This window comes from Acidaminobacter sp. JC074 (assembly GCF_022496765.1).
Lineage (GTDB): Bacteria > Bacillota > Clostridia > Peptostreptococcales > Acidaminobacteraceae > JABXKX01.
Genome location: NZ_VANV01000004.1, coordinates 175,181 through 195,227, shown reverse-complemented (window position 1 = coordinate 195,227; position 20,047 = coordinate 175,181). Strand labels below are relative to the sequence as shown.

The window sequence follows — 20,047 nt, the reverse complement described above, 5'->3', positions numbered from 1 at the left end:
AATGCTCCTTTTGGGGTATAATACATATGTTATGAATATCTATAGGGAGTTATAAATGATAAAGAAGATATTAACAATTATTTTAGTCTTGATGCTTTCAGTACCAGTTGTTTATGCTGAAGATCAAGATGATTACACCATTGGCATATTGTCTTTTAATTCTAAAGAGGCGACACTTGATAAATGGCAGCCACTTGCAGATTATTTGTCTGAAAGAGTCAGTGGACAGACCTTCTGTGTGGAAGCCCTCTTCTATACAGAGTTTGAAGAGGCAATTAACTCAAAGTCAATTGATTACATCCTAACCAATCCAGCCCACTATATTGCTATTGGTCAGGAATTTGAACTATCAGGTGCTATTGCCACACTGACAGAACTTTATGAAGGCAAGCCAATGTCTGGTTTTGGCGGGGTCATCTTTACAAAGAATACCCAGCATGCACCAAAGACTTTAGAAGAACTTGAAAATAAGAAAATCAGTGCAGTTTCTCAATCTTCACTAGGTGGCTACCAAGCTTCTGCTTATGAACTGTTAAAAATAGGTATTGACCTTGATAAAGTTGACTTTGTCTTAACAGGTATGCCTCATTCTAATGCCGTTCAAATGGTTCTTAATGATCAAGCTGATGCAGGTTTTGCCAGATCTGGTGTCATAGAAAGTCTTATAAAATCCGGTGAAATAAATGAAGATGATTTGTTAGTGTTAAACAGCCAAACTTATGAAGATTTTAATCAGCTTATATCAACACCCCTATATCCTGAATGGCCCTTTATAGCTCTGTCTCATATTGAAAAGCACAAAGCCCAGCGTGTTGCTGCAGCGCTCTACTTAATGGATGAAAACCAGGAATATATAGATAAAGTAGGCATTTCTGGATTTACGATTCCAGCCAATTATCTAGATGTGGAACTTATGATGAGGGCATTAAAGCAACCGCCATTTGATCAAGAAGAAGACATCACAATGGAAGGTATTTGGAAGCAATACAATGCAGAGATAATAATAGCCTTATTTATCATCTTGATCATATCATCCTATGCTTTTTATAAGGCCATCATAGGTAAGGTTTTAAGAGAAAAAAATGAAACGCTTAATAATCTGACAGATCAGCTTCAGCAGTCAAATGATTGTTTAAAAGAAATATCTATTAAAGACGCGCTGACAGGGCTTTATAATAGACGATATTTTGAAGAGTATATAGAAGAAAAATTACAGTTAATCTATAGACATGATAATGCCTTAGCTGTTTGTGTGATAGATATTGATAACTTTAAGTATTACAACGATACTTTTGGTCATGCAATAGGTGATTTGGTCTTAAAAGAAGTCGCTAATACACTGAATGAGCAAGTTTTAAGATCATTAGACATGGTAGCAAGGTATGCAGGTGATGAGTTTGTCATTGTTTTGTATGATGTGGATAATGATAATTTAGAACCTGTTGCAGAAAGAATTGTCAATTCTATCAATAACCTTAGAATTGGAATTCCTGATTATGATAAAAAACTCACGGTCTCAATTTCAATGGGCATTACAACCGCTAAAGGAAAATGTAAACATACCAGCACCGAGATTTTCCAAAAAGCAGATCAAGCCCTTTTCAGGGCCAAAGATGAAGGTAAAAACTGTTATCAAATAGATTATTGCCACTGTACTGATCCGAACTAAGTTCGGATCTTTTTTACTGGAATTTGAACATCTGTGACATAGTCATTCTCAGAGCTTACTGACCAAGTTGTAATGATTGGGATCTCAATAGCATCACCTGCAAGTTCGTAACCCGCTTCTTCTATATAGTCTAAGAGATCATCATAAGTTGTATCTAAACCTGAAAATGAACCATAGTGCTGCTTACATATATACAAACACTCGTCTAAAACAACTTCATTTTCACCACCAGCAGGTGTATCTATGAAGATAAAGACCGAATCTAGATTACTCATGCTTCTGGCTTCAAGGTCTTTTTTACTAATCACAACACCTTCTATGTAATGACTATATGGATCATATATGGGATGATTATGAATAAAATCCCTAAATACTTTAAGTGTCGCCAGGAAGTTATCTTTTTCATTTTCATCTCTAATGATTTCATACTTTAAAATCACACGTTCAGGCTTTTTTATCTCCCTGATATCTTTACTTAAGTCAATTGTTTTTATATGTTTGATTTCCGATATTTTATTATTTATCCTTGACTGTACCTGTAAAAGCTTCTCGATGGTTTTATCAAGTTTTTTGCTTTGATTTTCTAGAAGAACCATACTTTCATCTAATGAAGGCTGGACCATATACGCCTTGATTTCCTTAAGTGATAGGCCAGCTTCTTTCAAACATATAATTAAATCCAACTTATCAATGTCTTCAAAGGTATAATAGCGATAACTATTACCCTCAACAATAGACGGTTTTAGAAGACCGATGCGGTCATAATGAATCAATGTTTGCTTAGAAATATTGTGATATTTGGCCACATCTCCTATTAAAATTTTCATTTCCATAAAATTCTCCTTGACCATATAGTAACTATATCCCTTATTATAACACTTAGAACTAAGGAGGTCACATATGTTTAGTCAAAAGTGGACATATAAGGAATTTATTAAATACGTTATGCCAGCAGTTTTAACCATGGTTTTCATTTCTCTCTATACCATCGTAGACGGTTTATTTGTCGCAAGATTTGTTGGTACTGAGGCCTTAGCATCAATGAACTTGGTTTATCCAATATATAATTTAGGTTTTGCCATCACTGTGATGCTGGCTGTAGGGGGTTCAGCCCTTATCTCCATCGCACTGGGAGAAAAAGATAAAGAAAAGGCCATTAACAGGTTTTCACTCATATCTCTTGTCATTTTAGTCACAAATATTCTAGTCAGTATACTAGGTATCATTTTTATAGAACAGATTTTAAATCTTCTCGGTGTGACTCAAGGACTCTATGCAGATGCAAAGACCTATGGTCTTATACTTTTTATAGCCCTACCTGTCCTAAGCATTAAAGTTGGCTATGAATATTTCTTAAGAGTCGATGATTGTTCAGGACTCTCACTTGCCGTTGCTGTAGTAGGTGGTCTAGTCAATATTGTCCTAGATTATCTCTTTGTTGCTAAGTTTTCATGGGGCATTGCAGGTGCGGGATTCGCTACGCTTCTCGGTATCATTACGTCAGCTATTATTGGTGCTGTTCATTTTATTAGAAAACCAAAGTTGATATACTATAAAAAGCCTAAGCTCGAATGGACATTTCTTAAAGAAGCAACCATCAACGGCTCTTCAGAAATGGTCACAGAACTTTCTGGTGCTGTAACAGCAGTACTTTTTAATATCACACTTTTAAAGTACGCAGGCACACCCGGTGTTGCTGCCAACTCTGTTATGATGTATATACTCTTTTTATTCATTGCCATCAGCCTAGGACTTTCAATGGGTATTCAGCCTGTTATCAGCTACTCATATGGTGCTAAAAACACAGAAATGATTAAAGATGTTATGAAAAAATCAACACTTACAATTGCCATTCTTTCACTTGTTAGCTTCTTATTTTTACAAGGCTTCGGTAAGCACCTTATTGAGCTATTTGTAAAAGACGATTTAAGAACGACTGAGCTTGCTGTACATGGCATGCATATCTTCTCCATTGCATTCTTATTTAACGGCATCAACATTTTAATGAGTGGTTATTTTACAGCCATCAACAATGGTAAAATATCTGCCATCATCTCATTTTCAAGATCATTTATCTTCTTGATTCCGAGTATTTTGATATTGCCACAGTTTCTGAAAATCAATGGTATCTGGTTAACCATCCCTCTAGCAGAACTGATTACACTCGGTATGGTACTCATCTTCTCAAGAAGAGATAAAATAATCTCCAATAAACAACTTAAACGAGTAGCATAGACAAACTCTAGGTTTCAGACCGATTAAAAGTGGACGCAGGATGTGCGTCCATTGTATCTTTATAAGCCTCTTTTGCAAGCATTCTCTATTCTAAAAAAGTTTATTCAAACCTATAACCATGCTTTCGACCACAAAAAAATTGGACGAAGAAGACTTCGTCCAATTTACTCTATAATCGAATCCCCTTCATGACCGATTATCTTATAATCTTCAATTCTAATATTGTCTGTTCTTCTAATGACCATACCCTGTTTACACATTTGATCTTGGCCACATAACATGGCAGCCTGCCCTTTTTCTGCATGATCCTTCATAACCACATAATAATCCTTTATGGTCACATTTTTTATAGGACTTTCTGCCAAACCATCTATAAAACCAGCTGCAACAGAAACCTCCTTAGCACTTATATGACTCAAATGAATGTTTCTGATAACAGGTGTGCCATCACTAAGTTCACAAGCTTTCTTTTCTGAGACAATAGGCTTTTTGCCATCTTCACCACAGTGATAATACATGTTCATCACAATGGGACATAATACGTCATTCATAATAATGTTGGTGACTCTTATATCTTCAACAATACCGCCTCTGCCTCTTCTAGTTTTAATACGTATACCTCTATCCGTACCATCAAAAATGCAATTTGAGATGACCACATTTTTTACGCCACCAGACATCTCACTACCTATTACAACACCACCATGACCATGAACAAGGGTGCAATTGGTTACAGCTATATTCACACACGGCACCCTATGTTTAGAAGCTTCTACACCCGATTTTATGGTAATGCAGTCATCACCAACGTCAACATGACAGTTTGATATTCTGACGTTTTTACAAGAATCAGGATTGATACCATCTGTATTGGGTGAATCCTTAGGATTAAAAATGGTCACCTTATCTACAACAACATTTTTACACCTAATAGGATTTATTGTCCATGCCGGTGAATCTTTAATAGTTATGCCTTCAATCAAGATATTTTCACTGTCTTCAAAACAAATAAATCTTGGTCTCGGAAAGTCTAAATAGTCTTTTAACGGCCACCAGTAACCACCATTTCCGATTAGGTGTCCCCTGCCTACAATAGCCACATCAACCAAGTCTTTACCATAAATAAGTGGCGCATAAACCTCTTGTTCTAGTCCTTCCCACTGAGAAAATACTCTTTCATGAGTTGATTTATCAGACCTAAAGTCTAACACAGCACCAGCTTCTAAGTGAAGTGTCGTATAAGACTTCATTTCTAAAGGACCTGTTCTGTAGTGGCCTTTTTCTATATACACAGTGCCGCCCTTATTTAAGGCATCTTGTATCACATGGGTGTAGTCTTCTAGTTTTTTATCATTTATTGTTATCATATCTTCCTCCAAAACAATCATAAAGAAAATGTAAGTTAAAACTCTACTTGCATTTTGTCGTAATAAAAGGAAATCTTTCATATCTTGTGATGATAATCATGTATACCTGGTTCAAGCTCGATACTCTCTTTTCCTAAGATCAAAAGACCTTGGGTATTTGACGGTATTTGAACTGTTAACTTGACCACACCATTCATTTTAGTCCACTTAACTGCAATTTTTCCATAAATAGACTCATAAGAAGCATCTACAAACTCTAAGGCGGATTTTAAATATGGTTTAATCAGAATCTCTTTAAAGCCAGCTTTTAATGGTCTAATGCCTGCTAAGTATCCATAAAACCATTCACCAATAGACCCGTAGGCATAGTGGTTAAAAGAGTTCATGTTTACATTGCCAAAGCCCTTATCATGGGTATAAGAATCCCACCTTTCCCAAATGGTTGTCGCCCCATTATTAACGCTGTATAACCATGATGGATAAGATTCCTTAAGTAAAACTTTTTCTGCAAGATCATCTAAGCCAAGCTCACTTAAAACTGGACATAGATAACCTACGCCAACAAAACCAGTAGTTAAGTGATTATTTGAATCTTTCAGTTTCCTAATAAGATGCTTTCTAATGATGTCTTCATCTAATAAGTCAGCCTTATAAGCCAGCAGATAAGCCGTTTGACTGTCACCAAGTATTTTATCCTGATCTGTTAAATAGTCTTTAAAGTCACCTTTTATGGATGCATGTAGGTCTTCTAACATACTTTGGTCTTTATGATCAATCACTCCAGCCAATTTACAAAGTAACTTAACAGAGTAAGCGTAGTAGGCTGTGGCAACAACCTCTTTGGGAGTTTCTTCTGGACCTAACCAATCCCCATAACGACAGGATGCAATGATATGGCTACCTTCAATTAATTTTTCTCTATAATCCCTGTAATACTTAACCCATCTAATCATCATGTTATAGTAGTCATAGATGACACTTTTATCGCCATACATATGATAGAGATTATAAGGAATAATCACACAAGCGTCAGCCCAGGCGGCATTACCCCATTTTTCGAAATGATGACCTGATTTAGGTGCAATATCATAAATTGCCCCGTCTGATCTTTGAGCAAGCTTCATTTCATTAAGGTAACGTTTGTAAAAACCATAGGTGAAGGAATTGTAAATAGCCGTTCTTGAAAACACTTGTGCATCACCAGTCCATCCCAAGCGTTCATCTCTTTGAGGACAATCGGTTGGTATAGAAAAGAAGTTACCCTTCTGGCCCCAAAGAATATTGGAGTAGAGCTGATTCAACTTTTCGTTAGAGCATATGAAATGGCCATTTGTCTCTAAGCTTGAACCAAGAACAAGGCCCTTCACTTCTATAACTTCCATATCCGTCTCAAGTTCTGCATACCTAAAGCCATGAAAAGTAAATCTTGGCTCATAAGTCTGTAGGCCATCTTTTGCAATGTAGATGTCTTTGGCCTCAGCTGATCTTAGATTTTCAGTGTAGAGCTTGTCTTTATCCATCATCTCACCATGAGAAATAATAAGTTTGTCACCTGATTTTCCTCTAAGTTTTATGCGTAAAAGGCCTACCATGTTTTGGCCAAAGTCGTAAATAGATTTGTTTTTATTCTTGGAGATCAGCTTACAGCTTCTTATGTCTAAAATCTCAACCGGTGAGTAGTTATCACCTATAAGCTTAGGATTTTTAACAAGCGTCTCCATCTGATCTAGACCAGTCTTTACAGGCTCGAAGTCATTTTTATACCAATCAAGCTCTATTCTGCCATCATAGTGTTCACCATTTTGAAGGTCTGCTTGGATAAAAGGTGTATTTAAAGATGACTCCCATGATTCATCACTTCCGATGATTTCTGTATCCCCATCCTGATAGCTTAGAACGAGCTGACACCAAGCCGCTTTCTCCTGACCATAAAGCTTGACGTTTTTTGAAACATGTCCTTGGTACCAACCATCTGCCACCAGTAGTCCAAGTACATTCATACTTTCAAGCATATGTGTAACATCATAAGTTTGATAAGTCATATATTCTTGATATTCTGTCCAACCTGGTGCAAGTTTATGGTCTCCAACTTTTTTTGAGTTGATGTAAACCTCATAGACCCCTAACCCACTCGTATAAAGCCTTGCTCTTTTTATTGGCTTATTAATTTTTATCTGTTTTCTGAACATGATACAAGCTATATCTGTTTGTCCATAAGAGATAAATTTGGCTTCAGACTTGCCCATAATCCCAGTTTCAAAAAATGCAAGTTTTGACAGAAATGACTGTTTACCAGACCAGACTTGGACTTGAAAGTAATATCTAGAAAGTGGCTTAAAGACGTAATCTAAACCAATGTGAACACTCTCTTTTGACAAAAGCTTACCGGTCTGATAAATAAGTGTTTCATCTTCATCATATAAACTTAATTGATAATGCGTTTGTATAAAATCTTTCAGTTTCCATGATAACTTAGGTTTTTCATCTATCCCAATTGGATTTTTTTGAAATAGACATCTTAAATCTGTAATCATTTATATCTCCATTAAGTCTACTTGAAAAGCCTCAGCCACTTGGTTGAAGTTATCATTTGTAATGGTATTTTTTATATTTATGCCTGTCGACATAACCTTTATTAGTATTTCCGCTGACTTCTCAATTGTATGCATTAGGCCAAAGGTTTCATCGAAATCCCTGCCTGAACAAAAGAGACCATGATGTGCCCATACACACGCATTGTAGTCCTTCATCTTTTGACTGGTCTTTTCAGCAATCGCTCTACCACCAGGTACCATCCACTCGACCACACCAAGACCTTCAGGAAAGACAACTGGACATTCAGTAGCCATTTGCCATAACTTTTTTGTAAAGACCTTGTCCTCTAAAGGCAAGACAAATGTCAAAGCAATCACATTGGTCGTATGAGCATGATAAATCACTCGGTGTCCAAGCGCTTTTTTAACACTGTGATTCATCAAATGAGTCGGTAGTTCACTTGTCGGCTTTGAGCCTTCAAGCCCCCATCTTATTCGGTAAGCATCTCCCGAATCATTCAGTTCGATGATGCCTATAGCATCCTGTGAATTCATGACATTAGAAAAATACTTACCTGACCCTGTCACAATAAAGAACTCATTAGAAAGATTATCTAGTGTCACGTCAAGGTCTATCCACTGGGACTGAATAAAATCTTTTTTCATAGAATCAATGTCTTCATATGTCATTCTATAGCTTAAATTACCGCCGTTTCTTTCATGCCATCCCATTAAATGACCCTCATAAGCCATTTTGCAAAATCTATTTATGATATCCATCTTAGCCTCTCTTCTTTAAAATATTTCTTTCGTAATCTTTGATTTCAGCCATTAACTTAGCATCTCTTAAAGTTTCATGACGGTCACAATAAGAGCCCCACAGTTCTGCTACTGGCATAAGTTTGCCATGCTCTCTAGTCACCATAAGTTCTGTAAACTTATCCTCATCTTGCAAGACTTTCATTTCGTCATGAGGCATGGTCATGGCCATCAAAAGTGCCTTTTGCATGTTTCTTACACCAATCACCCAGGCAGTAATCCTGTTGATGCTGGCATCAAAAAAGTCCATACCAATATAAACCGTCTTATCTGTCTTAACAATTTCTTCAGCAATGGCCTTGGTCTCATCATCTAATAAAACAACATGGTCACTATCCCACCTTACAGATCTGGTCACATGTAAGGCCAGTTCATCGTTAAAAGCAAGCATAGATGATATCTTATCTTGAACTTGTTCTGTTGGATGATAGTGTCCATTGTCTAATAGACACATGATCCCCTTCTCATTGGCATAGTTCATATAAAACTCATGTGAACCAACCGTATAACTTTCTATACCAATACCAAAGACCTTGGATTCCACAGCTACCTTGACAAGAGATTTATCATAATCCTCACTTAGGATTTCATCAAGTGAGCCCTTTAACCTTAGTCTAGGCCCTAGTCTATCGGCTGGTATATCTTTAAAACCATCTGGTATCCATATATTCATCAAGCAATGCGTATCCAAAGATTTGGCGAAGTAGTCAGATATTTTCAAACAAGCCTTACCATGATCAATCCAAAACCTTCTTATTTCTTCATCCACATGAGAAAGCGTTAGGGTTTGTGCTTTTTCATGGGCAAAGAAAGTTGGGTTAAAATCAATGCCCAGTCCTCTTTCTTTGGCAAATCGAACCCATGGTTCAAAGTGTTCTGGCTTTAACTTATCTCTATCAACAAAGCCATCACTCACACCATAAATTGCATGCAAGTTGATACGGTGTATACCAGGAATCAATGATAAAACCTTATCTAAATCAAGCATCAAGTCATCAGGTGTTCTTGCCTTGCCGGGATAAGACCCCGTTGACTGTATACCACCAGATAAACCAGTTTGATTTTCAAAACCAGCCACATCATCACCTTGCCAACAATGAATACTAATTGAATAGTCATCCATTTTATTTAAGATACAGTCTTTTTCTTCTTTGCTCAGTCTATACTTCATATTTATACTCCTTTATTTCAAATGATTCTCTTATCAATGAATGGATATTATCTTTATCTATATGTCCAACAGCCATCATCTGCGTCAAAATGTTTCCGGTAGCAGTTGCTTCTATGGGTCCAGCTAATACTGTTTTCTTTGAAAACTCTGCTGTCAGTCTGTTTAAATAATCCGCTTTAGCGCCACCACCAATAATGTGGATACAGTCAAATGAACTATTAAAGTGATTTTCTAAATCTGAAATGGCATCTGCATAAGCCTTTGCCAGACTCCTATAAACAACCCTAGCTATTTGATAAATGTTTTCAGGCACTGCTTGTCCCGATTCTTTGCAAGATGCTTTTACTTCTGAAATCATAGAATCTGGGCTGATAAAGCGCTCATGATTCACATCTATAAGCGTCTCTATGATTTCTTTTTCTGCACCTATACATAGGTCTTCAAATGAGATGAACTTATGATGTTCTTTTTGAATGCACTGAATCATCCATAAGCCCATGATGTTTTTTAGATACCGTATGCCCTCATAGCCAACTTCATTGGTAAAGTTGTGGTCTTTTGAGAAATCGCTGACGTCATAAGACTGTCTTTCTAAACCAAGTAAAGACCATGTTCCCGAACTTAGAATGATAGAATTTGCTTGATTAGGGGCAGCTAAAAATGCAGATGCTGTATCATGAGTAGCTGTCATAATGACTTTGTATTCATAGCCCACATCATACTTATTACTTGCCTTTCCAAGTACAGTACCAGCATTTTTTACTTGAGGAAAAATAGACGACGAGACACCTATGTCTTCTAAAAGCTCAAGGTCTAAATCCCCATTCAAACCAAGTAATTGACTTGTCGACAAGTTGGTTTTTTCTAAATACTTATAACCCGTTAAAAGAAAGCTGAGATAATCCGGTATCATCAAAAAAGTTTCAGCTTCACTTAAATCTCTATCCATCAACTGATAGTAAGTGTTAAAGGGTTGATATTGAATGGCCGTCTTTTCATACAAACACTTATCCGCCTCTGTACTTGTGTATTGTCTGTATGAAATATCAGGTCCTAGTCTATTGTCGTCTTTATCTAATAAAACAAAATCAACTCCCCAGGTATCAATGCCTACATAATGAACAGGTCCGCCCATTTTTAATCCAGTAAGTACATGGTCAAACAAGTTATCTAAGTCCCAGCATAACTTACCTTCTACAGGCTTTACGCCATTTTCAAATCGGTAAAGCTCTTCCAAAACAAGTTTGCCTTTTACAATTTCTCCAGCCATATGCCTACCACTGGATGCACCAATGTCTATTGCCATAAATCTCATGTATATGCCCTCCTACTTAAAGCCTATAAAAAAGATTCCAACTAAAAAAGGACCTGAATTTCTAGATTCATGTCCTTTTTTGAATTCTGTAATTTTTAGGTGTTAATCCATAGGTCTTTTTAAACATCTTATAGCAGTAAGACTTATTAGAGTAGCCAACTAGGTCTACAATTGCATCAAAAGTCAGTGGACTATGCTCAAGTAAATAACATACTTCTTGAAGCCGTCTTTGAATCAAGAGCTCATTAAACCCCTTACCTGTAAACGACTTGATCATTTTACTAATTGTCGAGACATCGTAATTAAACTCTTCTGAAAGCTTACTCAGTGAAATTGTCTTGTAGTCATGATCTATAGACTTTAGAATTTTTAAAATCATGGATTCATTCTTATTCATTAGAAACTCAGGCCTTCTTGCAAGCTCCATAAACATAAGACCCATGGTATACTTTAGAACATCTATATCATAGGATTCCAAAAATAGTTGGTGAATCATATTTTCTATCAAATGCCTCACAGGCATATAATCCTTGGCATCATAATACAGATAAGAGGTGTTTTCTGTATCGTCTCCTGTTAAACAGGCTATTAGAAAAGACTTGATACTATTTTGTTCTGCATGCATCATCTTTAAAGTTGTATCAAAAAAGAGGGGCCTTATGATGAAGTTGATGGCCAAATCATCTAGTCCCGACTTTTGAACCTCATGCAAGACATGTTCATTCATAATCAAAAGGCCACCTTTATTTAATTCAACCGCTTCACCATTAACGTAATGATGAGTCGTCCCTCTTAAGCCATAAACCATTTCTACATAATTGTGTTTATGTTTTGGAAAATGAACAAACCTTGTATGGGGTCTTATCTCAATCATTTGTTTACCAGACGTAAGCTTCTCATGGTCGACGATATTTGACTTAGAGGCATAGACAGAAAAATCCAGTGACCTACTTTTGATAATCTGACTTTCTTCTCTGGTTTCATAAGATAACTTGTCAATGATGGCATCAATGTTCATAAGATTTCTCCTTGTAAAGATAGGTGTTACCTTGAATTAAGTAGCGGCTAGGCGCAACTTTGTAATGTTTTTTAAAGGCCACTGAAAAATTATAGGGATCTGAGTAACCTAAATCATAGGCAATTTCTTTTATGGTTAAAGATCTGCTTCTTAATAGCTCCACAGCTTGTCTCATTCTTATCTGTATCAAATACCTCAGTGGGGTGATACCAAGGGTTTCTTTAAAGTAGGTAATAAAATACTTTTCTGACATGCCACATAAAAGGGCATAATCGACCATAGACTTATGCTGTCTATAATCCACATGCATCTGGTCTATGGCTGGCATAAGCTTTAGAAGCTTATGATAAGCTAGGTTCACACTAGAATCCTCCCCTATTTTTTCTCTAAAAAACAGAACCATCATGACATTAAAATACTGAGACTTCTTATAGTCTGACATGAAGGTATCTCCAAAAAAACACTTCACAAACAAGTCCCTTACACAAGCTATTTCATGATCCTCTTCAATTTTTAAATAGCCATCAAAAGAAAACATCTCTAAAAGATCAGAGCTTCTGTTTAGTTGTAAATCGTATTTACTATAGATAAAAGTTGTCTCTTCTACAAAGTCTGCTTGATAGATTTTACCAGGGTACATCAAAAATAAGTCACCGGTTTTTAGATCGTATACCCCATCTTCATAAGTGAACTTTACATGACCTTTTACAAGGGTCCACAAGTCATACTTTATTTTATAACCTCTCTCCTTGTAGCCCTTCTTATGGGTCACAATTTCATTTTTACTGTCTATTGTAATCTCATCTTGTAAGACATCTAATATATGTTTCATAAAACCTCAAATCGTACTATTTCATATCTTATTCAGATAATAGCACATGTTACTTTAAGAAGTGAGTCTTTATAATGAACCTAACAAGAAACGCTAGGTAAATAAGTAAGGAGAACAAAAAATGAATCAAACAATTTCAAATCCTAAGGTAACACTTATAGGTGCAGGCAGTCTTTTCTTTGGTAGAGAAGCTATTTGGCAGATGGTCCATTCGGATATTTTAAACTCAGGTACACTTGCATTAGTGGATACAGATGAAAAGGTCTTAGAAAAAATGACCACACTTGCCAAGATGGTTGTTAAGGAGGAAGGTGTTGATCTAAAAATCGAATCCTCTACTCAGGCAAATGATGTGTTAGAAGGTTCAGATTTCGTTGTTTTAAGTTTTGCAAAGGAATCTGTTAGATACCGTGAAATCGATTGTAGAATTTCAGAAAAATACGGAATCAGAATGTGTTCAGGTGATACCATAGGTCCAGGTGGTGTCTTCAGAGCCATGAGAGAACTACCGGTTATCATGTCTTATGCGAAAGACATTGAAAGACTTTGTCCTGATGCATGGGTCATCAACTACATCAACCCAACGTCAGTACATGGTATGGCACTAAAAAGATATGCACCAAACTTAAAGTCATTTGCACTTTGCGATGGTCTTCATATGCCTCATATAAAAAATAGATATGCAGAACGTGCAGGCATTGATATGAATAAATACAATGAATCTGACTTTGACTTCAGAATCGCTGGTGTTAACCACTTTACCTTCCTTGTAAAGGGTGCATACAAAGATGCTGATGTCACTGAAAATATTGCCAAATCACTAAAAGTTGCAGCAGCATCAGAAACAGATGGCGGTGATATCGGTGCAAAGGCTAAGTTTAACAATACCATTTCTTATGAGTTATACGATGGGCTTGGCTATGTACCAACATGTACAGGACATACAAAAGAATATGTCAGATTCTATCAGGGACATAATACAGCTAAGGAAAACTTACCTGCTCTTGATTTATGGGATCATGAAACAAGAATTGAAAGACATAAGGCTATGTGGGTTCAAGTAGATGATTTTATTTCAGGCAAAACACCAATTTCTGATTACATGAAAACATTTAAACCAGATCATGCCACGGATATCATTGAGTCTATGGCAGGCAACTTAAATAAGAAGTTCTTTATCAATACTTACAACAATGGTGCTGTCACAAATATGAATGATGACGCCTTCTTAGAACTCTTATGTGAAGTTGGCGCAGATGGTCCTAAACCCCTTCATGTAGGTGACATGCCAAGAGGTCTTAAAGGTATGCAAGAAACAGTTCTAGATACTCATGAATTAACAGCAGAAGCAGTTGTGAAAGCTGATAAAGCACTCTTAAGAAGAGCCCTTCTAGTAGATCCATTAACAAATGGGTATGCAGATACTGATGCCATCATTGAAGAACTATTAGAACTAGAAAAAGACATCATTCCAGATGTTTGGTATAAATAATAGAAAGTCGCCTATCAAAATGATGGCGACTTTTTTACTCAGCCAACTCAACCCATCCTAAACATCAAGGTATAATAAGATTTGTAGACCAAAATATTTTTCGGAATCCTCAATCACACTTTATACAACGAATATATTTTCATAATTACATTTTATACAACGAATCCAACAAATATATTCACACTTTTTACAAGGAAAATCAATCTTGATCTCTATAATCTAAAAACTCTAGGCATATATTTGCCTAGAATTTTCTTATTAAAGGAAACTCTCCAATCCTTAATTTAGTACACCCATACGGTACCAGTTCAATTGTCTCTTGATCGGTTTCAACCTCATAATGATAGTATGGGTCCTCTGCACTGTTATTCTTTAAACCCCATTCAGGTAAAAAGTGTCCTTTTACTAAGATAGAAACAGGTTTATCTGAAAAAGCTTGTTTGTTAATCTTACCATGCATTACCTCAAAAGATGTTTGATCTTTTAGTCCATACTGCCACTTAGACATAGGATAAATCTCATAGTCATGAAATCTATCTCTTTTAACAACTTGTCTCCAATCTTCTTTGATAGGAAGAACGTAGACTAAAGGTCCCATCTGAACGGTTGTTGAAGAACCTCTATTAACCTGTTTTGGACTCATCTTTAAGCTGACCTCAAATGTTTGAGAGGATTTAACTTTAATAAGAGCATAACCGTTTTCTTCTAAATAACTTACCTTCTTACCCTCAGACTCAAGACCAAATGCATGACACCAAGTTGGTATTCTTAAGCGCAACTCTATTTGATCTCCAGTAACGATCTTAATAATTGCCTTGTCTCTAAAAGGATAATCGGAATCACACCTTAGTTCAAAGTCTTTATCCTTAAACTTTACAGGTACATAAGAATTGACAACATAGCCTTTATCAGATTTCATAAGTGTATGTGAGACAAACTTAGGCCATCCCTGATGCATATTGGCAGTACAACACCCAAAGTTAGGTTCAAGACCAAACATGTTTGAATCATCCCTATTGGACCAAGGTCTTTCAGCTCTATTACAAATCACTTGATTGACTTGCTGATCATATTGGTGGGAAGTAAAGTCATAAGATATGGTGCCCGGCAGCGCGTTAAAAGCAGCTTTTTCAAGTATATCTACATACTTGCCATGACCATATATACGGGTCAACTCCTCCATAGCGTACATATATTCAACAACCGCACACAACTCAAGGCCTTGGCTTGGACTGGTGCCAGACAGCCATTCATCTCCAGAAAACATGCCGTGAGCTTGACCATGATAGGTCATTAGTGATTCTATGCCCTTATCAACAATGGCTTGGTTTTGACTGCCTCTCGTTTCGTCAACGACACCAGGAAACTTAATCCCCATGGCCACATTAACTACATGCGAGTTCCAGTGAAATCTATCTACCTTTCTCCAAAATGGAAAATCTGAAAATAATCCTATCCAGTCTGTTGTCTGGTTGATAATGATATTAGATAGACTTTCTAAATAAGGCTTGTTGAGTCTTTTTCTTAACCATGATATAGATAATAAAAGTTCCGCCCCTCTTGCTTGGGCCCAACCATATAGGGCTTGCTTTTCAATGTTAGCATACATATACTCAAAGAACTTATCCATAAATGGCAGCACTCTTTCGTCACCGGTAGCCTCATGGTACTGGGTTAAAACCTTTAGAACAATCATAAAATGCCACCAGTCTTGATTTTTATCAAGATCACTGTTAACCGTTATGATACTTTTAGGTCCAAACAAACCTGTATGATCTTGTGATTTTAAAATCCATTCAATCCATACTTGAGCCTTTTGAATTAGATTTTCATCCTTTAAGGTATAAGCCAAAGGCACAAGACCATCTAAATAATATGGACCTCTTTCCCAACTTTCACCTCGTCCGCCCTTCCATCCATTATCTTTTAGTTCAGACCACTGATCTTCTATATGACCTGTTAAACCTGCAGCTTGAATCTCTAGCTGATTTCTTAACCAGCCACCCGCTTCAATTGTTCCAAGTGGTAACTTTTCAAATTGATTATTCATAAGTCCCTCCATAAGTGTGTATTTGAATCTTGTCTAGTAAGGATCCAATAATGCCCTTATAGAAAACTTGCCTTCTGTAATCCATAAAGTCTTTCTTTCGAATCCTAATTTGAAGTTTCTTCTTCTTTCTTGTTTGCTCTATAGGTATTGGATAAATAACGTCATAAATCAACCCTGGTGATTCTTTCATCAAATGCTGGGTTGCAACGGTATAAATAAGCTTCCCATTCTCAATAATCTCAAAATCAAATAGCCTTATATAATCGACTCCCATATCTTTAAAGTCGGTCTCATCACCTGAATACCACATCTTGATGTAGTTAAGCTTGTCTGAATCTATATTTACTTCAAAGGTAATCTCTTTTCCAGTCAGTCCTAGTTCGGTCATTTCAAGCGCCTTACCCTTAAGATGATGGATATCTATACTACCTACAATGACTTCCTTTCTAGGCTCAGATATTCTGGTGTAACCATTGTAGATTTCATCCACGATTTCACTAATCGGCTTATAAGTAATTGTCTTCGTCCCCTTAAATACTGCCAGCTCATCATCCTCTATTGGACCTAGCTGGACTCTAAAATGATTGTCTTTTCCAAAAGGCTTAAAGGATGCCAGCAAGTCTTTTTCACCACCAGTAAAGCCAATGGATTCATGGCCGCATGCTACCAAGACATGAGGACCATAGGAAATACTGATATATTCAGGTCTATCCGGCATAGGTTCTGAAGACAGGGTGTATTCAAAGTTAAACTCAATCGTAGAATCCTTACACTTCAGTATGGCAAACTCTCCTGGCGTCATTTTCATAGTCTTATCATCTAGTTTAATATAAGACTTTTTACCTGCCCACTTAGGCACTCTTAGGTGAATAAGAATTTCATGTTCAGAATCAACTTGAATACAGCCTGATCCGCTAGTTGGAAAGTTTGTTTTCATTTTTATATGAGCATTCATTTCATCAAATGATAGGTCACTGTCTAAATAGTTTGTAATATAGAGATGGTTATTCTCATAATAATAAGCACCTTCTGCAAGTGAAGAAAAGGCTTCAATCCCAGTACAATAGCAACACCAGAAGGCATCTTCTTCACTCCCCCATTCCTTAAAAGATCCAAACTTCAAGTCCTGGTTATAGATGAACATACCTGTATCAGGATGCTGCTGAGACAAAACTGCGTTTACATATCTTTTTTCAAACTGATGCATGTAGTCAATGTTTTTATCCCACTTAAAGATTTTCTGGTTGATGATGTTCATATTGTGACTACAACAAGACTCACCACTGTGATTGGACTTGTGACCAGGTGAAGTTGTAATATGGTCATAAAATAAATTGGGATAAGTAAAAAGCTCTGCACCGTAGTCTTTGTAGGCACTAGCACCACTTAGTCCTCCGGTAGGAAAAACATGTCCATTTTCCATCCATTTCATAAAGTTTTCTACACCAGTTTTATAGTAAGGGTCTCCAAACATCTTGTAATGTTTGATCATAGATTTTATAACAGGTATCTCACTGTTTACATGCTCCTTGTTGACTGCCAGTAAATCCTCGTCCCTATAAAGCATGTCATTAAACCACTTACGATCAAACTTTTTTCCAAGAGCCATATGTCTTTTCTCACCCGTGATTTCATACAAATCTAGAAGGGCTTCATACATGCCGCCAAACTCCTTAAAGAAGCCAGTAGGATACCTTCTTGTATTAAACATGATGTCTAACTCCGATTGAGAAAACTTCTCAAGTCTCTTTTCATAGTAGTCTGCCATCTTTATGGCAATCTCTAGCGCTTTAGAAAAACCAAATGATTTATAGGCTTCTAGCACCGCCACAAACATTTTATGACTTACATAGTAAGGGACACCACCACGAACAGGGTCTTTCATCTCTTCTAAAAAATCAAACTGACTTTCAGGTATGGCATTGAGATAACCATTGCCATAGCTTTCTTGACATTCATAAAGTGCTTCAATGATGTACTCAACCCTTGATAAAAAGTCTACCGACCTATCAGTATCTTTATAGTAGTTGAACATATTGATGCAGGCCTTAACATAGTGACCTATAAACTGTCCCCTGACGCCACCCTCAGGGTTTTCCCAACCACCATATGGTTTGACCCTAGATTCAACACCACACTGTAACCTGGTTGTATGGAGAATTCTATCTAAATCTAGAGATAGAATATACTTTTCATTTAAGATCATTTTTCTAAAGATTTCTGAATCTTGTCTTAACTTTATCCTGCTTAAATCAAATTCTTTTAACATATACACCTCGCAAATTCCGATTTTACTATCACTAGTATATCTGCTAAAATAGATAATAACTATTGCATACTCCGCTGAGAAGTTTGCATATTCCGACGAGGTAAACCATGAAATTTGATAAATACGCTTTGCCCCATTATAACTATTCAAACTATAGACAATTTTACAAAGGTGAAAAACATGTGACAAGAACCATTGACCACTACGTCCTTGTCATGGTCTTAAAAGGCACACTTACTTTTAGAGAAGACTCTAAAAATATAGAAGTTTCTGCAGGTCAGTGGTATATACAAAAGCCCGGTCTTTTGCAAGAAGGACTTACCAGTGACTATGAACCAAGGTATTACTATATTCATTTCTATGGAAGTGAAGTTGACCACTTAGAACATACCATCACTTTAGACAAAAGAGGACAATTTAATCAAGATATGTTTATACCTCTATTTGATAAACTCTCGAAAGTAAATACTTTTGATGACTTAGAGAGTCAAATCACTTTCTTGAGGATTCTAAAAAAACTCAGTGAAGAAAAGCATATCTTAAACTCAAACCATATAGCAGACCAAATGATGATGTATTTATCAAGCAACTACAATCAAGACATCTCCATCCAGTCCATGAGCAAGCTCTTTAATTTTTCACCTGATCATCTGACACGACAGTTTAAAAAGAAGCACCATCTGACACCCTCTCAGTATCTGATTCAACTAAGGCTCGAAAAAGCCAAGCAGCTACTTTTAGATACTGATATGACCGTTCAGTCTATAGCACTTACAATCGGTTATCATGATATATCTGTCTTTTATAAGATGTTTAAAAAACACTTAAAGACAACCCCAGTTAAATGGCGCCAAAACTTTAGAGGTCTTTAATATGTAGAAATTAATTATAATCATTGTATCGATATGAAAAGTCCTTACCAGGTGGCATAATTAACTTACCGGTACAGTTAAGGAGCAATCCTAAACTCCACTGATTTTCTGCAGGAAATCAGAATACATGTTGAAAGGAGTTGATTGAATGAAAAACACAGAGGTGTTTAAAGCGTAAAAAGGAAGCAGCGAGAAATCGCTGCTCTTTTATTTTATTACATATGCCTTGCATAACAAACGTTAACACACATTATTCTATACTTTGTAAATATGTTATAATTATTACTGAAAGAATGAAAAATGCGAGCATAAAATTATAGCTGTTATAAAAAACAACTATATCGAGATTTTTTAGTCTTTTATTTTGTACAAAAGCGTCTGCTATGGGATTTCAATGATAAAAC

The 20,047-nt window shown here is 36.4% G+C and carries 14 protein-coding genes; 4 read left to right on the top strand and 10 right to left on the bottom strand.

Features of this window, described 5'->3' with window-relative positions:
• Nucleotides 1-55 precede the first annotated feature (55 nt).
• Nucleotides 56-1,669, top strand: a complete 1,614-nt coding sequence (locus tag EZV73_RS05735) for a diguanylate cyclase (RefSeq protein ID WP_240839176.1) — start codon at nucleotides 56-58, stop codon at nucleotides 1,667-1,669.
• Here the strand turns inward: EZV73_RS05735 and EZV73_RS05730 are convergent.
• Nucleotides 1,666-2,502: a MerR family transcriptional regulator gene (locus EZV73_RS05730; RefSeq protein WP_240839175.1), complete on the bottom strand. Its 837-nt coding sequence runs from the start codon at nucleotides 2,500-2,502 to the stop codon at nucleotides 1,666-1,668. The genes EZV73_RS05735 and EZV73_RS05730 overlap by 4 nt on opposite strands.
• 67 nt (nucleotides 2,503-2,569) lie before the next feature.
• Here EZV73_RS05730 and EZV73_RS05725 point away from each other — a divergent pair, with 67 nt between their 5' ends.
• Entirely contained in the window at nucleotides 2,570-3,904 is a 1,335-nt protein-coding gene (locus EZV73_RS05725) for an MATE family efflux transporter (RefSeq protein ID WP_240839173.1), read from the top strand.
• Nucleotides 3,905-4,068: 164 nt separating this feature from the next.
• Here the strand turns inward: EZV73_RS05725 and EZV73_RS05720 are convergent, their stop codons facing one another.
• The 7 genes from EZV73_RS05720 to EZV73_RS05690 form a co-directional block, all read right to left on the bottom strand.
• Nucleotides 4,069-5,271: a glycoside hydrolase family 28 protein gene (locus EZV73_RS05720; RefSeq protein WP_240839172.1), complete on the bottom strand. Its 1,203-nt coding sequence runs from the start codon at nucleotides 5,269-5,271 to the stop codon at nucleotides 4,069-4,071.
• Nucleotides 5,272-5,348: 77 nt separating this feature from the next.
• Nucleotides 5,349-7,805: an alpha-L-rhamnosidase gene (locus tag EZV73_RS05715; RefSeq protein ID WP_240839171.1), complete on the bottom strand. Its 2,457-nt coding sequence runs from the start codon at nucleotides 7,803-7,805 to the stop codon at nucleotides 5,349-5,351.
• A complete protein-coding gene (gene rhaD, locus EZV73_RS05710; protein ID WP_240839169.1) occupies nucleotides 7,806-8,585 on the bottom strand; it encodes a rhamnulose-1-phosphate aldolase in 780 nt (259 codons plus the stop codon).
• 1 nt (nucleotide 8,586) lies between these two features.
• The gene (locus EZV73_RS05705; protein ID WP_240839167.1) at nucleotides 8,587-9,795 is read right to left on the bottom strand and encodes an L-rhamnose isomerase; all 1,209 of its coding nucleotides are present in this window, start codon (nucleotides 9,793-9,795) and stop codon (nucleotides 8,587-8,589) included.
• Entirely contained in the window at nucleotides 9,785-11,110 is a 1,326-nt protein-coding gene (locus EZV73_RS05700) for a rhamnulokinase family protein (RefSeq protein ID WP_240839166.1), read from the bottom strand. Before EZV73_RS05700 ends, EZV73_RS05705 begins: the two co-directional genes overlap by 11 nt.
• Nucleotides 11,111-11,177: 67 nt before the next feature.
• Nucleotides 11,178-12,128 carry an AraC family transcriptional regulator gene (locus EZV73_RS05695; protein WP_240839165.1) on the bottom strand — a complete coding sequence of 317 codons (951 nt, stop codon included), beginning with the start codon at nucleotides 12,126-12,128 and terminating at the stop codon, nucleotides 11,178-11,180.
• Entirely contained in the window at nucleotides 12,118-12,960 is an 843-nt protein-coding gene (locus EZV73_RS05690; RefSeq protein ID WP_240839164.1) for an AraC family transcriptional regulator, read from the bottom strand. Before EZV73_RS05690 ends, EZV73_RS05695 begins: the two co-directional genes overlap by 11 nt.
• A gap of 121 nt (nucleotides 12,961-13,081) precedes the next feature.
• On the opposite strand from EZV73_RS05690, the gene EZV73_RS05685 reads away from it, so the two are divergent.
• Nucleotides 13,082-14,452 (top strand): hypothetical protein, encoded by a 1,371-nt coding sequence (locus EZV73_RS05685; RefSeq protein WP_240839163.1) that lies wholly within the window; start codon nucleotides 13,082-13,084, stop codon nucleotides 14,450-14,452.
• Nucleotides 14,453-14,696: 244 nt separating this feature from the next.
• Here EZV73_RS05685 and EZV73_RS05680 read toward each other — a convergent pair whose 3' ends face one another.
• Complete coding sequence (locus EZV73_RS05680) at nucleotides 14,697-16,502, bottom strand: beta-L-arabinofuranosidase domain-containing protein (RefSeq protein ID WP_240839162.1); 1,806 nt, start codon at nucleotides 16,500-16,502, stop codon at nucleotides 14,697-14,699.
• A complete protein-coding gene (locus EZV73_RS05675; RefSeq protein ID WP_240839160.1) occupies nucleotides 16,495-18,771 on the bottom strand; it encodes a beta-L-arabinofuranosidase domain-containing protein in 2,277 nt (758 codons plus the stop codon). Before EZV73_RS05675 ends, EZV73_RS05680 begins: the two co-directional genes overlap by 8 nt.
• A 107-nt stretch (nucleotides 18,772-18,878) precedes the next feature.
• On the opposite strand from EZV73_RS05675, the gene EZV73_RS05670 reads away from it, so the two are divergent.
• Nucleotides 18,879-19,643 carry an AraC family transcriptional regulator gene (locus EZV73_RS05670; protein WP_240839158.1) on the top strand — a complete coding sequence of 255 codons (765 nt, stop codon included), beginning with the start codon at nucleotides 18,879-18,881 and terminating at the stop codon, nucleotides 19,641-19,643.
• The last annotated feature ends 404 nt before the right edge of the window (nucleotides 19,644-20,047 follow it).

What these genes read in the sequence shown, in the direction of transcription:
- EZV73_RS05725 (WP_240839173.1), top strand. Translation starts at nt 2,570, where the DNA reads ATGTTTAGTCAAAAGTGGACATATAAGGAATTTATTAAATACGTTATG.
- EZV73_RS05680 (WP_240839162.1), bottom strand. Translation starts at nt 16,502, where the DNA reads ATGAATAATCAATTTGAAAAGTTACCACTTGGAACAATTGAAGCGGGT.
- EZV73_RS05735 (WP_240839176.1), top strand. Translation starts at nt 56, where the DNA reads ATGATAAAGAAGATATTAACAATTATTTTAGTCTTGATGCTTTCAGTA.
- EZV73_RS05715 (WP_240839171.1), bottom strand. Translation starts at nt 7,805, where the DNA reads ATGATTACAGATTTAAGATGTCTATTTCAAAAAAATCCAATTGGGATA.
- EZV73_RS05670 (WP_240839158.1), top strand. Translation starts at nt 18,879, where the DNA reads ATGAAATTTGATAAATACGCTTTGCCCCATTATAACTATTCAAACTAT.
- EZV73_RS05695 (WP_240839165.1), bottom strand. Translation starts at nt 12,128, where the DNA reads ATGAACATTGATGCCATCATTGACAAGTTATCTTATGAAACCAGAGAA.
- EZV73_RS05700 (WP_240839166.1), bottom strand. Translation starts at nt 11,110, where the DNA reads ATGAGATTTATGGCAATAGACATTGGTGCATCCAGTGGTAGGCATATG.
- EZV73_RS05705 (WP_240839167.1), bottom strand. Translation starts at nt 9,795, where the DNA reads ATGAAGTATAGACTGAGCAAAGAAGAAAAAGACTGTATCTTAAATAAA.
- EZV73_RS05685 (WP_240839163.1), top strand. Translation starts at nt 13,082, where the DNA reads ATGAATCAAACAATTTCAAATCCTAAGGTAACACTTATAGGTGCAGGC.
- EZV73_RS05730 (WP_240839175.1), bottom strand. Translation starts at nt 2,502, where the DNA reads ATGGAAATGAAAATTTTAATAGGAGATGTGGCCAAATATCACAATATT.
- EZV73_RS05720 (WP_240839172.1), bottom strand. Translation starts at nt 5,271, where the DNA reads ATGATAACAATAAATGATAAAAAACTAGAAGACTACACCCATGTGATA.
- EZV73_RS05675 (WP_240839160.1), bottom strand. Translation starts at nt 18,771, where the DNA reads ATGTTAAAAGAATTTGATTTAAGCAGGATAAAGTTAAGACAAGATTCA.
- rhaD (WP_240839169.1), bottom strand. Translation starts at nt 8,585, where the DNA reads ATGGATATCATAAATAGATTTTGCAAAATGGCTTATGAGGGTCATTTA.
- EZV73_RS05690 (WP_240839164.1), bottom strand. Translation starts at nt 12,960, where the DNA reads ATGAAACATATATTAGATGTCTTACAAGATGAGATTACAATAGACAGT.